Below are 14263 nucleotides of genomic sequence, written 5' to 3'. Positions count from 1 at the left end.
TCGTCGGCTTACTGGACTGCTTCCGGGTGATCTTTCAGGAAGCCTTCGACGGTATCCTTGGTGATCAGGACGGCCGGAACTTCGGCCGCCTTCGGCTGCCAGTCCGCACCCGCCTTCTTGATGTCCACGAGCAGTTTGACCATCTCGTAGCCTTCGGTGAAGCTGTCCTCCCATGCGGTCGCGGTCATGTGACCGTTGCGGATATTCTCGATCGCCTGGGCATTGCCGTTGACACCATACACCATGACGTCGGTGCGGCCCTGGGATCGAAGAGAACCGATCGCGCCGATGGCGGGATCGTCCCAGCATCCCCAGATCGCGAGCTTCTCATCACCGGGAGGATGGGATGCGAGCCACGCATTCGCATATTGCGCTCCATCCTCGAAATAGCCGGGGATGCGCACTTCGTTCTTGGTCACCTTGATGTCGGGATGGTCCTTGAGCATCTCGTCCATCAGCGCTTCACGATTACGGCAAACCTCGCCGGTGCGATAGGTGAGCGCCAGGATCTCACCTTTTCCGCCGAGATCCTCGATCATCTTCTTGATCACCGGTTCGGCGATCGGCGCCCCGACCCGTTTGTCGCCGCCACCGTCAGGCCTAGGCCGCCGCCCCAGGTCACGACAGGAATATTGGCCTGTTTCGCGGCGTCGAGGCCCGCGCCGATCGACGAGGCCGGAAAGACCAGATCGACCACGGCATGCGCCCCGCGCTGGGCGAAGTTCTGAATTGCCGCATTGGCCTGATCGGCGCTGCCGGCGGCGTCGACCACCGAGACCTCCCAGCCCAGTTCCTCCGCCGCCTTCTTGGCGCCATTGATGTAACGAACATTGTTGGCTTCGGTCGCGGCGATGGAAACCAGACCGAGAAGCGGCTTTTCTTCCGCCTGTGACGACAAGGCCGTGACGCTCATGGCGGCAGCGACCAGTCCCAATGAAATCAGTTTCATGACAGTTCCTCCTCCAAACAAGCTCGCTCCGTTCAGTGAACACTAGCTAACCGTTTCGTCGAACATTCTCGATTTCAGTTGAGAGCGCAAGCGAAATCTGCATTTTATCTAGACAAAACCGTTGATTTGAAGCATCTCTGCCAACGAAACGATTAGCTAGGTGTTTGATGGCGACCATTCGAGATGTAGCGAACCGGGCGAAAGTCTCGACGGCGACGGTGTCGGCGGTGGTCAACGACTCCGCCTATGTCAGCCCGGAATTGCGCGCTCGCGTGCTGGCGGCGATCGGCGAACTGGACTACACGCCGTCGCTGGCGGCGCGAAACCTCAAGCGCGGCCGAAGCCAGCTGATCGCGCTCGTGGTCGCCGATCTCGCCAATCCCTTCTTCGCCCGCCTCGTCTGGGCTGCGGAAGCGGCCGTTGCGGCCTGGGGCTATTCGCTCGTTCTGTTCAACAGCGACGAGAAGCCCGAAAACGAGCGTCGAATTCTGTCGCGCATCAAAATGCTTTCCTGCGACGGCGTCATTCTCGTGCCCGTCGATGTCGCCGCCACGCAGCCGCCACGCGATTCCGAGGGCGAGCCGATGCCGACCGTGTTGTTCGGCCGCACGGTGGAGGGGCAGAAGGCCGATACGATCACCATCGACAATGTGTCCGCCGCGCGTCAGGTCACCAACTATCTCATGGATCTGGGTCATACCAGGATCGGCACGATCACCGGTCCGCTGCACCTGACCACTGGACGCGGTCGTCTGGACGGCATGCTGGAAGCGATGAGAGCGCGGGGACACGAGCCGGCGCCGGCCCATGTCCGATCCGGCGAGTTTCGCGAAGACACCGCCTATTCGGTCGCGCGCGAACTTCTGACCCAACCGGACGGCCCCACCGCGCTCTATGTCGCCAACGGCGTCATGGCGCTCGGCGTCATGCGGGCGCTGGCCGATCTGGGGATGAAATGTCCCGACGATATTTCCATTGCCTCGACCGACACCATTCCCGGCATCGGCGGATTGCGGCCGAGACTGACCCGAACCGAACATCCGGTCATCGACATGACCAACGAAGCGCTCCGGCTCCTGGTCGAGCGCATCAATCGCGGCGCGGGCGCAGACTCTCGCAATGTCGTGTTCCAGCCCTCTCTGGTGGTCGGTGAAAGCTGCGCGCCGGCGCGGCGGAGATCCTGAGCGCGAGCGGTGCGACCCTGGCTATGCGATAGGGAGACGCATGCGTGGCGCGCGTCGAGGCGGCTCCCATGGAGTCGAGCAGCGAATTGGACGCGGACCGGCCATCTCGCCCGGCGCCTAAACCCTATTTAGACCCGTCCGCCGCATCTGCATTTCTGAGCGAAATGCTTATTTCGCGCTCGTCCGACATCATTCGAACGCCCTCCTCTTCGAAGGCGTGGCGCAACTGCGTTTCGGTCGCCCGATGCAACTCATGCCGTCCTCCCTCGAAGTCGCGGATCGTGCTGCGCGACACACCTGCCCGGTCAGCCAGCTCCGCCTGCGTCCAGTCGAGCATGGCGCGCGCGCCTCTGCAGAGCGCAGGGGTCAAAAGAGATGTTTTCCGGTCTTGATTCATCGATTTTTTCAACCATATTGGTCAACATCACTCCAATTTAGTGACTTTTCATTTTTTTTCCAGTTCGAGGACGATCCATGCATCATGCGACCCCGCTTATTTCGACTTTGGTGGCGGGGTTCGTATTCGCCTTCATTCTCGGAGCTTTGGCGAACCGGCTGAGATTGCCCCCCTCGTCGGCTATCTCATTGCCGGTATACTGGTCGGACCACACACGCCGGGCTTCGTCGCCGATCAAAGTCTCGGGGCCGAACTCGCCGAAATAGGCGTGATTTTGCTGATGTTCGGAGTCGGCCTGCATTTTTCACTCAAGGACCTCTTGTCGGTGCGCATGATCGCAGTGCCGGGCGCCATCGTGCAGATTGGCTTCGCGACGCTGTTGGGCTGGGGTCTCGGCGCAATGATGGGCTGGCCTCTTGGCGGCAGCCTCGTGTTCGGCCTTGCGCTGTCCGTCGCCTCGACCGTCGTTCTTCTCAAGGCGCTGCAGGAGCGGCGACTGGTCGACAGCGATCGAGGACGCATCGCCGTCGGCTGGCTGATCGTCGAAGACCTCGCCATGGTTCTGGCGCTCGTCCTGATACCGGCGGCGGCGGGCGTCGCCAGCGGCAATCCGGAACAGTCGCATGACTCCGTCGCCATTCTGCTGGGCGAAGCGCTGAATGTCGAGCTCGGCATCGGCGCGATCATTGCGATCACGCTCGTCAAGGTCGCGGCGTTCGTCGCCTTCATGCTGGTCGTCGGACGCAGGGTAATCCCCGCCATCCTGCATCGCATTGCCCATACCGGCTCACGAGAGCTCTTTCGGCTCGGCGTGCTGGCAATAGCGCTCGGCGTCGCCTTCGGCGCGGCCAAACTGTTCGGGGTGTCGCTCGCGCTCGGGGCATTCTTCGCGGGCATGATCCTGTCGGAAAGCGAACTCAGCCATCGCGCCGCCCAGGAGAGCCTGCCGCTGCGCGACGCCTTCGCGGTGTTGTTCTTCGTGTCAGTCGGCATGCTGTTCAATCCGGCGATCGTGCTCGAGCAACCGCTTCCGCTCATCGCGACCGTGTTGATCATCGTGCTGGGCAAGTCGCTTGCCGCCTTCGCCATCGTCGTCGCCTTCAGGCGCGGCGCGGGCACGGCGCTGACGATTTCCGCCAGTTTGGCCCAGATCGGCGAATTCTCGTTTATTCTCGCCGAACTCGGCGTCGGCCTCGATCTGCTGCCCACCGAGGGCCGGGACCTCATTCTCGCCGGAGCCATCATTTCGATCATCCTCAATCCACTGGTCTTCTTTCTCTGCGACCGTCTGCGTCCAGCGGTGGAGACGCGCGTTCTGCGGGCCGGCACCGCCAAGGCGACAGGTGAACACCCCCGGCGGACGTCGAACCCGCGCCGACTGAAACGCCGTCGGAAGCGGTCGACGTCGCTCCGACCACGCTTGCCGATCACACCGTGCTGGTCGGCTATGGCAGGGTCGGCAGCCGCATCGGCGCAGCCCTGCAGGCATCCGGACGGCCCTTCCTGGTGATCGAGGATGGCGAAAGCCGCATCCGCGCGCTCGGCGAAGCCGGTATCGAGGTGATTGTCGGCAACGCCGCATCGCCCAATGTTCTGGCGCTCGCCAATCTCGCTTCCGCCCGCGTGGTGCTCGTCGCTATCCCCAACGCCTTCGAAGCCGGCCATGTGGTGGAAACGGCCCGCGCCGCCAATCCGGCGGTCCGAATTCTCTGCCGCGCCCATTCGGATGAAGAGGTCGCACATCTCACCCAGTTGGGCGCCGATGCGGTGATCATGGGCGAATCCGAAATCGCCCGCGGCATGATAGAGAGGATCGACCAGCCTGGCAGCGGCGAGACGCCCGCGCCGGAAGGAGCCAAACCGTCGAACTCCATCTGACGCGGCGGAACCTGCGCGCAAAGCCTCGACTGCGCGGCAAGTCCGTGCTTCGAAGGCGGACATCGGCCGTTGATGTCGAGGCCTATCGATCGAGAAAATCGCAGATTTCAGCCACGATGATGGCCGCAGAGGCCGCGCCGGGGTCGACATGGCCGAGAGACCGCTCGCCGAGACGCGAGGCCCGCCCCTTGCTCGCGACCATCGCCTTCGTGGCTTCCACGCCATCCTCGGCCGCCCTGCGCGCCGCCGAAAGGGCATCCTTGACCGGCCATTCTTCCTCGCGGGCCTGCGCCACGGCGATAGCCGCCGGTTTCCAAGCGTCGATCATCGTCTTGTCGCCCATCTCCGCCTTGCCGCGTTCTTCTATGCCGCGCGCCATGGCTTCGATGAGCCCCGGCGCATCGTCGAGCTCCACGGTTTCCTTGCCCTTTAAGGCCGCGCCGGCGCGCAGGAAGGCCGTGGCGTAGAGCGGCCCCGAGGAGGCTCCGACCGCGTTGAGAAAGGATTTTGCAGCGATGTTGAACACGTCGGTCGGCGTCGCGGCGTCCACGGCCAGCGTATCCAGCGCCTTGACGATCGCGCCGAACCCCTGCTCCATGGCGATGCCGTGGTCGGCGTCGCCTATATGGCCGTCGAGTTCGCAGAGATGGTCGCGCTCGCCGGCTAGACGGGCCGAAAGCTTGTGGAACATGGCTTTGAAATCGGCGGCGGTCAGTTGCACCATGGAGCCCTTACCTCACCTGAAACATGGCGCAGTCGCACGGATGATCCAGCATCTCCGTCAGCTCCGCATCGAGATGCAGGATCGTGACCGAGGCTCCGGCCATTTCCAGCGACGTGCAATAGGGACCGACCCAGGTCTTGTAGACGTCGAGGCCGGCCTCCGCGAGTCGCTGGCTGACCCGCCGGTTCATGATGTAGAGTTCCATCAGCGGCGTCGAGCCGAGAGAGTTGATCAGCACCGCCACCTTATCGCCGGATGCGGCGCCCATTTCGGAGAAAATGCGGTCCATGATGGCGTCGACGATGACATCGGCGCCGGCGAGTTTTTCGCGGGCAATCCCCGGCTCGCCATGGATGCCCATGCCGACCTCCATCTCGTCCTCGCCCATGGTGAAGTTCCATTTCCGCGTCTGCGGCAACGAACAGGGCGACAGCGCCACCCCCATGGTGAAAGTGCGGTCGTTCGCCTTTCTGGCGACGCGCTCGCATTCATCGAGCGACATCATCTTGTCGGCGGCGGCGCCGGCCAGCTTGAAGATGAAGAAGTTCCCTGCGACGCCCCTGCGCTTCTCGCGCTGATCGCGCGGCGCCGAGGCGATGTCGTCGGTGGTCAGCACCGTGCGCACCTCGATGTCGTCGAGCGCCATCATCTCGGCGGCCATGTAGAAATTCATGACGTCGCCGGCGTAATTGCCATACATGTACAGCACGCCTGCGCCGCCATGGATGGCGCGGGTGCACGCCATGATCGGATCGGGCGGCGGCGAGGCGAACACATTGCCGACCGCGCAGGCGTCCGCCAGTCCCTTGCCGACAAAACCCAGAAATGTCGGCTCGTGACCCGATCCGCCGCCGATGAGAATGCCGACCTTGCCCCGGCGCGGCCCCTGGCGCGCGACAATGGCGCGGCGATTGTCCTCGACGACGGTCAGAACCTCGGGATGGGCGGAAAGAATGCCCTCCACCATCTCGTCGACCGCGTTTGCGCCGTCGTTGATGATCTTCTTGGTCTGCATGACGCCTCCCCTGATGCGACCGACCGCCACCGCGCACCGGCCGCATGTTCCTGAAATTCAGCACCTCATCGAAATGCCGCACTCCACTCCCTCCATGAGCGGCGATGCGTGACCTTGGCGGCTCCTCGACCAGTCACGCGGACATTTGTCGATGATGTTGCGCTTTTTATCAATGCGACTTCAAGAAGGACTCAAAGAATCTGACCGGGGCGGTACGGCGCGTCGGCTGGCGCTCCACATCCGCAATTCCATGACCCGTCACTGACGATCGCTGCCGGAGACGAACCGCGGTCGTCGGTATTCCCCATCCAGTTTGGACCGGCGAGGGTGTCAATTGCGCGTCATGAGAAGAAATCCTGCAAAGCGGCCCGGCTCATTCTCGACCATCGACCAACGTAAAATACAACATCCTCGGGGCCTGAGGAGTTTCTTAACTAAAATTTGGAAGATTACCGAAAATAGAAGTCATTGCCGTCACGCAAGACGTCGACGCATATTTTCAAAGACCGGATATGAACAACAAAAAGATTGTCATTCTGACGTCGCATGTTTTCCTTGATGGTTTCCGCAAGGCGAGCGTTCATTTCGTGGCGCGTCAATGGGCGGCGCAGGGACACGAGGTGCATTTCACCACCGTCGGCTACAGCCGCATGAGCATGTTCCGCAAGGCTCTTCAGTTCAGGGCGCTGCGAAAGCAACAAAACAATCGCTATGCCGAGATCGCTCCGGGCCTCTATGCTGGCGCCTATCTGCCGTTGCTGCATGCGTTCAGCAGCGCGAGCTCCGTGTTGAACACGCTGAGCGGTCCGATGTTCAGGGCCTATGGCCGCAGCCTGCCGGACTTCGTCGCCGAGCGGATCAGATCTGCAGATCTCGTGGTGCTGGAGAGCGGGACGCCGCTTGCGTTTTTCGCCTTGGTGCGGTCACTCAACCCCGCCGCGCGAACTCTCTATTTTGTCGCGATCTGCTGCGCACGGTGGGCGCCGCCCCGGTGCTGCAGGAGATCGAGCGCGAGACCGTGCCGCTTTTCGACAGGATCTGCGTTCCATCGCAGCGCCTCGCCGAACTCCTGCCGGCGGGCGGACGCGTGGAATTCATACCTCAAGGCATCGACCCCACGATTTTCGACGCGGCGGAACGATCGCCTTACGCCGCGGGCAGTCGCAATGCCGTCGCCGTCGGCGACATGCTGTTCGACCGCAATGCGGTCCGCAGCCTCGCAAGGGCCGCGCCGGGCGTGACGTTTCATCTGTTCGGCATCGACTGGCAGGGCGAAGCGCCATCGAACATCCGTATTCATGGCGAACGCAGTTTCGAAGCCATAGCGCCCTATATCCGACATGCGGATCTTGGGCTGGCCCCCTACCGCGTTACCGGAGATGAGATCTACCTCGCCGAGTCCAGCCTGAAACTCCTGCAATACAGCTACTGCCTGCTACCGGTCGTCATGCCCGATGCGCTGCCGGTCGCTCGAGGCAACGAGGTCAAGTACCGACTGATGGGTGAGAATTCCTGGCGTGGAATCGTGGAACGGGCTCTTGCTCTCCGGCGGTGCAAGACGCTTCGATCCGGCATTCTCACCTGGGATGAAGTCTCCCGACGCACCCTGGCGGCAGCTTTCGCCTGATTCTGACGCTTTTCTAAAGCGACGGTCAGCTTCAGGCGACCCTGTGTCCGGTGACCAGAGCGACAAGACGAACAAAGAACGAGCCGCCCCATCGATCGCCCGGGCGCCATTGCGCAAGCTGGAGCGCATCCTCTTTCGACACCAGACGCAGCACGCGAACCGACGCCAGGTAGACCAGGGCGCCGACGCCTATCGCAGCGATGATGCCCGCGACGCCGGGCAGCCAAGACACGATTGCGAAGGCGACGCCGGCGGTGGCCGACGCCGCTACTCCGGTTGCGAAGAGTGCGCCAAATGGCAGCAGCGGTCCGCCATGCCGTTTCACTGCACGGGTGTGAAGGCCGAGCGACAGGCCGTCGATGGCGAGACGCGCAATCGCTGCGCCTTCGACGCCGCCCCACCAGATCGCGCCCGGCAGAACAGTCAGAAGGACAACCGCAGAGGTGAGCGAGATATGCATGATACGCCGACTTTGCCCGCCGGCGGCGAGGAAGGCCCAGGGAGGCACGGTCAGCGCTGTGAACGCCGAGCCCGCCATCAGCGCGGCTGCGGCTGGTATGGCGGGACGGAAGGCTTCGCCGAACACCAGCGGCAGGAGCGTGGGCAGGATAGCCGCAGCGCCCAACGCGACGGGCATGGCGCAGAGCGCGGCGATGCGAAAACTCCGACGGTAAAGCAGGCCGGCGGCCTCGCCAGCGTTGTCAGTAGCGAGCGATGACGCAAATCCCACGAGCAAGGCGGAGGACAGTTGGAACGCCAGTTGCGCGATCAGTCCGGCGAAGATGATGGCGACGGCATAGTGTCCGAGATCGGTCGCCGACAGCATGAAACCCAGCACCACATATTCGGCGCGGGTCAACAAGACGATCTCCACCAGATCGCTCAGCCACATGCCGCGAGCATAGCGCCGCAAATCTGCCGGCAGAGCCAGGACGCGCGCGGTTGAAGAGAGGATCGATATAGCGCGGCAGATCGGCCGCCTGGGGGGGTATCGGACGACCATGCCCAGCAGCGCGCCGGCTGGCCCGAACAGCCAGGCCAAGACCAACACCACGGGAAGCTGAAGAATATTGCCGACGACAGTATTTTTGGCCGCCGCAGCGAAGTGACCGCGGCCGCGCGCCGCCGCGACGGAAAATGCGGCGAGCAGATAGACGAGAAACAAAAGGCCGGCAGCCAGCCAGATGGTGGCGCCATAATTGCTGTTCGGGAAAAGCGAGGCGAAAGCCGATGCGCCGGAAAACACGACAATGACAAGGGCGGCAGGGGCCAAAAGCCGAATGAACGCCGCCCGGGACAGCGATTTCCATGTCCCATCCGCTGGCTCCCCTGCGAGGTAGCGAAGCATGGTCTGCGGCATGCCGAGATCGGCGATGGAGGCGGCGGCGATCGCCAGCCACAGCATGAAGGCGACCGTGCCGGAGCCGGCGGGACCGAGCAGACGCGCGATCACGATATTGACGAGCAACCCGCATCCGAGCGATACGCCCGTTGCGGCCACATTGAGCAGGAATGAGCGCATAATACTGGACATCCGCTATCTTCCCGCGAAAAGCTAACTTTGATTTAAGAAAACGCCCTCATCACTGATCGGACCGAGATTTTCCGACGGGGACGGCATGTCCGAAGCAGATCGCAAAGAGACGTTCCTGATTCCGGGCTACCAGGACAGAACCCTGAAGGAGCTTGTCCATCACGCGATCTGGCGGCTGATCGCGCCTCTGCCGGATCGCCCGTACATCGCCGTCAAATATCGAGTCATCAAAGGCGCCTGGCCGGATCTCAAGCAACCCAAAACCTTCACCGAAAAGGTGCAGGCGCGCAAGCTTCATGACCGCAATCCGCTTTTTCCTGTCGTGGTCGATAAGGCCGCCATGAAAGACTACGTCGCGCGACGCGTCGGCGGCGACTATGTGATCCCTTCCTATTGGGTCGGGACGGATCTGGCGGACGTGGATTGGAAGGCCGTCGAACTTCCAGCCGTGGTGAAGCCGACCCATGCCAGCGCCCAAGGGCGTTTTCTCTACCATGCGCGCGATATAGACAATCTTCTCACAGACAATCCCGCGCCGCGATGGCTGACGCTCGATCATGCGGCCTATAATCGCGAATGGGCCTATGCCGAGGTCAGCCCCCGCATCGTCATCGAACAAATGCTGCGCACCCAGGGGGCATTCCCTGGGATTATCGCGTCTTCACATTCAATGGCGTGGTGTCGCATATCGAGGTCAATATGCGTATCGAGGGAAAGGGCTATGCGTGCCACTACAGTCCCGCCTGGGAGAAACTGCCCTTCCATGATCCCGACTATCTGCCTCTCTATTCAGGCGAAGTGAAGCGTCCGGCCCGCTTGGAGGACATGCTTCGAGTGGCCGAAACGCTCGGCAGCGATTTCGATTTTGTCCGTGTCGATCTCTATGCCGACGATCAATGGATAAAAGTCGGCGAACTGACGCTTTACCCGGGCGGCGGCTTCGAGCGGTTCGATCCACCGGACTATGATCGGTGGCTCGGCGACAAATGGACGCTCGCTTTCGAAATTCCCTGAAAGATCGTCGCGGTTTCAGGTCCTTGGGTCTGACGATGAAGGTGGCGAAATCGGCGCCCCACGAGAGAACATTCTGGAATCTTCGATCCCCAATTCCGCCATTTGCCGCCTCATGCAGGAAGGTTGACCTCGGGCCGGTCAAGTCGGCGCGGCCGCACGCCAACGCCCCGCCGACGTCAGTCGTTCTCAGACATCCATTGTCTCGCGAGCTCGACATCCTCGTCGGCCAGTTGGTGCCCCGCGTCGATAGAGCTGGCTGTGAGCCTCGCCCCGCATTCGGCTAGCCAGGTTTCCAAGCGTCGCGTCGAAGGAACCACGTCATCCTGCCGGCCATTCACCAACAGCAATCGCGTCCCTTCGAGGTCGACGACCGCGGGATTTTCCAGCACCATCATCGGGCGGAAAAGGATCGCCCGCCGGATCAGATCCGGGTAAAGCGCCAAGACGGAAGCGAGGAAGTTGGCGCCGTTGGAGAAGCCGACAAAGGTCATCTCGTCCGCCTCCAGGCGATAGCTCTCCGTGGCGCCGGCGACGAAAGCGGCGAAAGCGTGGACCTCCGCCTCAATATCCTTCTGGTCGAACAGACCGCCGGGAAAACGCCGGAACCAGCGAAGCGAGCCCTCTTCCGTGGATCTCCCGCGCACGCCGAGCAGTGTCGCTCGTTCTGATATTCGATGCGCCGAGGGCATGAGATCCCCCTCGCTGCCGCCGCTGCCATGCAGGAGAACGAAGGTCTCACGTCCCGGCTCCTCCGGCACGAAGAAGCGGTGCGCGAACGGCAAGTCCCGGCGGGGCATGCGCGGCTGGCCCGGCAGCGAAAACTGCGGCAGGAAGACTCTCATATCAGCCGCACGCGCCTCGTCCCAAGGCGGCATGAACAATTGCTCGCCGAGGCGGCCCGCCTCCTCGTCGATCGCAAAGCCGGGGCCGTCGGTGGCATATTCGATCAGCGTCCCGCCCGGCTCCCGCACATAAAGTGACGTGAAATATTTCCGATCATGCATCGTCGTCTGAATGGAGTGGTCACGCGATATGTCTGTTTCCATCCGCTCGATCGCGGCGACGTCGGCAGCCCTGAACGCAACGTGATCCGCCGTACCCGTGCCCGGTATACCCGGAACGTAGCCCTTCGCATTTCGCACGTCCACTGCGTCGGTATCCGACAGCATGCGCCGGACATTGCCCTCGGCGGGGCCGGAGCGATAGCCGAAACGTGAAAGGAAGGACGTCGTCTCCTCCGGCGTTTCCGTCAACAGCGTCACCGCCCTCAGTCGATGAACCTTCGGGCCCGTCGCCGCCGCGTCGGAAGACGCCGCAAGGTCTGCCAGGCCGACCAGCTTGACGATGATCCCGTCGGGATCCTTGAGGCGCAGCACCGGTTCACCGAATTCCTGCTTGGGTCCCTCCACTTTCGCCCCATGCGTCAGCGCCCGCGTCACCCACTGGCCGATCTCGTCTTTGGGGACGGAGAACGCAATTTCGGAGACCTGGCCGTTTCCGACGCGTCCCGGCGCGCCATCCTCCCACACGAGGAAGGTCACGAGGGAGCCGGGTTCGGCCTCGGGGTTGCCGTAGAACAGATGCAGTTGCTCGGTGTCCTCGAAGCCGCCCGTGCGCTTCACGAGGCTCATCCCGAGGAAGCCGACATAGAAGTCGACATTGTCCTGCACCCGGCGGGTCACCAGCGTGACATGATGGATACCGGTGGCAAAATGTTCTTCATGCGACATCGTCGTCTCCCAGATGTTTCGAAAAGCGGCTGCGGTCGTCCAACCGGTACATAATCGATATGACTTATAACTTCATCCACGACGATCCGGCACCAACCGCCGTTACGCCGCGCCGGGTCGGTTGATCGTCAGGAAGTGACGCACGACAGGTTTGTCGGGACCGACGTGATGGGCCAGAACCTTGCCCTGCAGGTCCGCATCGGCATTGGAGACGCGCTTGTGCTGCCGAAGGTGTTCCGCCCAGGATTCCACCATGAACCATTCGACGATCTTTTCCGGGTCGGCGGAGTCTTCGGTCACGCCCCATCCATACGCGCCGTCACGGCGACGTTGTTTCGAAAGCAGATCGAGCGCGTGCAGGAAGGCGCTTCGTTGATGTTTCTCGACCTTGTATTCGATCAGGATCACCACCGGGCCACGGTCATGGGCGACAGGTTCGGCAACGAGCGGCTCGGGCCAATGATTGGAGGGCGTCAGGTCTGCGTCGCCGGCGGGGAGCTTTATCCGGTGCATGGCGAGGCCGGCGACGACCAGGCCGGCGGCGCCGACGAGCAGGGTCCACTGGATGCCGACAGCCGCGCCGACGGCTCCCCAGCCCAGGCTTCCGGCCGTCATCGCGCCGTTGAAAACGGTCAGGTAGACGGCGAGGCCGCGACCACGCACCCAGTTCGGCAGCACTGCTTGCGCGGCGCCGTTCAGGGTCGTCAGCGCAGTGATCCACGCGGCCCCGAGAAACAGCAGAGCGAGGATCGCGACGATCTTCGGCGGAGCGAGCGACAGGATTGCCATCACGGCTGCGGTGATCAGGGCGGCGCCGAGCAACAGGCCGTCAGCGCTGAGACGCTCACGCAGCTTCGGCATGACCAGAGCGCCGCCGATCGCGCCGGCGCCGACCGACCCGAGCAGGGTGCCGTAAAAGCCGGCGTCACCGCCGAGGAGCTGTCTCGCGACAAGCGGAAGAAGCGCCCAGACCGCGCTGGCGAATGCGAAGAATATCGCCGCGCGAAGGAGAACAACATGCAGCGGCTGGCTCGACCGTGTGTAACGGAGACCGGCGCGGAAGGCCCCGAAGAAATTTTCCTGCAAGGCGTCATTGCCGTTCTTTGCACGCGGCCACCAGACGAGAGCCGCAATGACGACGATATAGCTTGCGACGTCCGCGCCATAGGTGATCCCGGCGCCGAAGGCGGCGAGAAGCAGACCGCCGGCGGCGGGCCCGATGGAGCGGGCGATGTTGATGCCGAGCGAGTTGAGAGCCACCGCGCTCTTGACGTCTTCGCGTTTCACCAATTCGGGAACGATGGCCTGCCATGTCGGCCCCATCAGGGCGGCGCCGATGCCGCCAAGAAAAGTCAAGCCGATGAGGGCGCTGACCGACAGCATGCCGGTCTGCGAAAGCACCATCAGCGAAATACTCACCGAAGCGAGCAGCAGCTGGATCGCGATCAGGAATTTGCGACGGTCGAGTATATCGGTGAGAACGCCCGCCGGAATGGCCAGCAGGAATATCGGAAGCGTTCCAGCCGCCTGAATCATGGCGACGGCGGCGGGTGAGGCCGAAAGGTCCGTCATCAGCCAGGAACTGGCGACATCTCGCATGAAGCTGCCGGTATTACCGAGCACTGTGGCGAACCAGAGAACCGCGAAGACCGGCTGAGCAAGGGGAGCAAACGTGCCCCTGGAAGCTTTTGCGGCGTTCATTTGCTTTCTCCCTTGATGAGATCGGATGCCGCCACGAAGACGAACGCGCCTGCGAGGCCGAGATGTTCGAAGAAGGCGTTGGTCGCCATCATGCGGTCCATACCCGGGGCCATTTCCCAGAAGCGTAGAGCGATGACGGTGGCCATAAGCGTGAAAGCCGCCAGCGCCAGAGCTGCCGCCCAACGGAGAAGCCCGGTGATCACCAAAGCCGACGCCGTGAGCTCGAAGACGATGACCGCGACCGCGAAGAACGCGGTTGGATGAAGACCGAAGTGATCCATTTCCGCCAGCGCGCCATTGAAATCGAAGATCTTGGTCATCGGCCCCTGTATATAGGCCGCACAGAGCGCACAAAGCGAAAGCGTGCGGATGACGGGATAAGCACCGAGCGCCGCCAGACGCTTTCGGCCCTCATTCATGGTTCGGTGTCGGTTGGTCATGTCTGCTCCTGCGTGAGCGCCGCTCGGTTCGAGCCGCTGCTTTGATGAAGCGATCTTGACCGGTTGGCTC

The 14263-nt window shown here is 62.6% G+C and carries 13 protein-coding genes and 2 pseudogenes; 6 read left to right on the top strand and 9 right to left on the bottom strand.

Annotated features, from left to right (window positions below; all coding sequences use genetic code 11):
- Nucleotides 1-8 precede the first annotated feature (8 nt).
- Both H2O14_RS28655 and H2O14_RS28650 read right to left on the bottom strand, forming a co-directional pair.
- Nucleotides 9-551 (bottom strand): substrate-binding domain-containing protein, encoded by a 543-nt coding sequence (locus H2O14_RS28655; protein ID WP_312858730.1) that lies wholly within the window; start codon nucleotides 549-551, stop codon nucleotides 9-11.
- Complete coding sequence (locus tag H2O14_RS28650) at nucleotides 548-949, bottom strand: substrate-binding domain-containing protein (RefSeq protein WP_281410065.1); 402 nt, start codon at nucleotides 947-949, stop codon at nucleotides 548-550. The genes H2O14_RS28655 and H2O14_RS28650 overlap by 4 nt, the downstream gene beginning before the upstream one ends.
- Nucleotides 950-1116: 167 nt before the next feature.
- On the opposite strand from H2O14_RS28650, the gene H2O14_RS24800 reads away from it, so the two are divergent.
- Entirely contained in the window at nucleotides 1117-2133 is a 1017-nt protein-coding gene (locus H2O14_RS24800; RefSeq protein WP_182830014.1) for a LacI family DNA-binding transcriptional regulator, read from the top strand.
- Nucleotides 2134-2257: 124 nt separating this feature from the next.
- Here the strand turns inward: H2O14_RS24800 and H2O14_RS24795 are convergent, their stop codons facing one another.
- Nucleotides 2258-2530 carry a helix-turn-helix transcriptional regulator gene (locus tag H2O14_RS24795; RefSeq protein ID WP_182830135.1) on the bottom strand — a complete coding sequence of 91 codons (273 nt, stop codon included), beginning with the start codon at nucleotides 2528-2530 and terminating at the stop codon, nucleotides 2258-2260.
- A gap of 77 nt (nucleotides 2531-2607) precedes the next feature.
- Here H2O14_RS24795 and ybaL point away from each other — a divergent pair.
- Nucleotides 2608-4408, top strand: a pseudogene (ybaL, locus tag H2O14_RS24790) (YbaL family putative K(+) efflux transporter).
- 82 nt (nucleotides 4409-4490) lie between these two features.
- Here the strand turns inward: ybaL and dhaL are convergent.
- Nucleotides 4491-5132 carry a dihydroxyacetone kinase subunit DhaL gene (gene dhaL, locus H2O14_RS24785; RefSeq protein WP_182830013.1) on the bottom strand — a complete coding sequence of 214 codons (642 nt, stop codon included), beginning with the start codon at nucleotides 5130-5132 and terminating at the stop codon, nucleotides 4491-4493.
- Between the two features lie 7 nt (nucleotides 5133-5139).
- Entirely contained in the window at nucleotides 5140-6147 is a 1008-nt protein-coding gene (locus tag H2O14_RS24780; protein ID WP_182830012.1) for a dihydroxyacetone kinase subunit DhaK, read from the bottom strand.
- A 512-nt stretch (nucleotides 6148-6659) separates the two neighbouring features.
- On the opposite strand from H2O14_RS24780, the pseudogene H2O14_RS29650 reads away from it, so the two are divergent.
- Together H2O14_RS29650 and H2O14_RS24770 are read left to right on the top strand one after the other, a co-directional pair.
- A pseudogene (locus H2O14_RS29650) lies at nucleotides 6660-7046 on the top strand (polysaccharide biosynthesis protein GumK); the annotation flags it as partial.
- Between the two features lie 77 nt (nucleotides 7047-7123).
- Nucleotides 7124-7774 (top strand): hypothetical protein, encoded by a 651-nt coding sequence (locus H2O14_RS24770; protein ID WP_182830010.1) that lies wholly within the window; start codon nucleotides 7124-7126, stop codon nucleotides 7772-7774.
- A gap of 31 nt (nucleotides 7775-7805) precedes the next feature.
- Here H2O14_RS24770 and H2O14_RS24765 read toward each other — a convergent pair whose 3' ends face one another.
- Nucleotides 7806-9308 (bottom strand): lipopolysaccharide biosynthesis protein, encoded by a 1503-nt coding sequence (locus tag H2O14_RS24765; protein ID WP_182830009.1) that lies wholly within the window; start codon nucleotides 9306-9308, stop codon nucleotides 7806-7808.
- An 85-nt stretch (nucleotides 9309-9393) separates the two neighbouring features.
- Here H2O14_RS24765 and H2O14_RS28155 point away from each other — a divergent pair, with 85 nt between their 5' ends.
- Nucleotides 9394-10110: an ATP-grasp fold amidoligase family protein gene (locus H2O14_RS28155; protein ID WP_312858729.1), complete on the top strand. Its 717-nt coding sequence runs from the start codon at nucleotides 9394-9396 to the stop codon at nucleotides 10108-10110.
- Complete coding sequence (locus H2O14_RS28150; RefSeq protein ID WP_409526975.1) at nucleotides 10008-10322, top strand: ATP-grasp fold amidoligase family protein; 315 nt, start codon at nucleotides 10008-10010, stop codon at nucleotides 10320-10322. The genes H2O14_RS28155 and H2O14_RS28150 overlap by 103 nt, the downstream gene beginning before the upstream one ends.
- Before the next feature lie 176 nt (nucleotides 10323-10498).
- Here the strand turns inward: H2O14_RS28150 and H2O14_RS24755 are convergent, their stop codons facing one another.
- The 3 genes from H2O14_RS24755 to H2O14_RS24745 all read right to left on the bottom strand — a co-directional run bounded on the left by H2O14_RS24755 (nucleotide 10499) and on the right by H2O14_RS24745 (nucleotide 14172).
- Nucleotides 10499-12052: a VOC family protein gene (locus tag H2O14_RS24755; protein WP_182830008.1), complete on the bottom strand. Its 1554-nt coding sequence runs from the start codon at nucleotides 12050-12052 to the stop codon at nucleotides 10499-10501.
- Between the two features lie 102 nt (nucleotides 12053-12154).
- The gene (locus H2O14_RS24750) at nucleotides 12155-13753 is read right to left on the bottom strand and encodes an MFS transporter (protein ID WP_182830007.1); all 1599 of its coding nucleotides are present in this window, start codon (nucleotides 13751-13753) and stop codon (nucleotides 12155-12157) included.
- On the bottom strand, nucleotides 13750-14172 hold the full coding sequence (locus H2O14_RS24745; RefSeq protein WP_246697829.1) for a DoxX family protein: 423 nt from the start codon (nucleotides 14170-14172) through the stop codon (nucleotides 13750-13752). The genes H2O14_RS24750 and H2O14_RS24745 overlap by 4 nt, the downstream gene beginning before the upstream one ends.
- Between the last annotated feature and the right edge of the window lie 91 nt (nucleotides 14173-14263).

Source organism: Rhizobium sp. G21 (assembly GCF_014158035.1).
Taxonomy (GTDB): domain Bacteria; phylum Pseudomonadota; class Alphaproteobacteria; order Rhizobiales; family Rhizobiaceae; genus Rhizobium_E.
The sequence above is the reverse complement of the archived record's forward strand: the minus strand, read 5'-3'. Positions and strand labels throughout refer to the sequence as shown.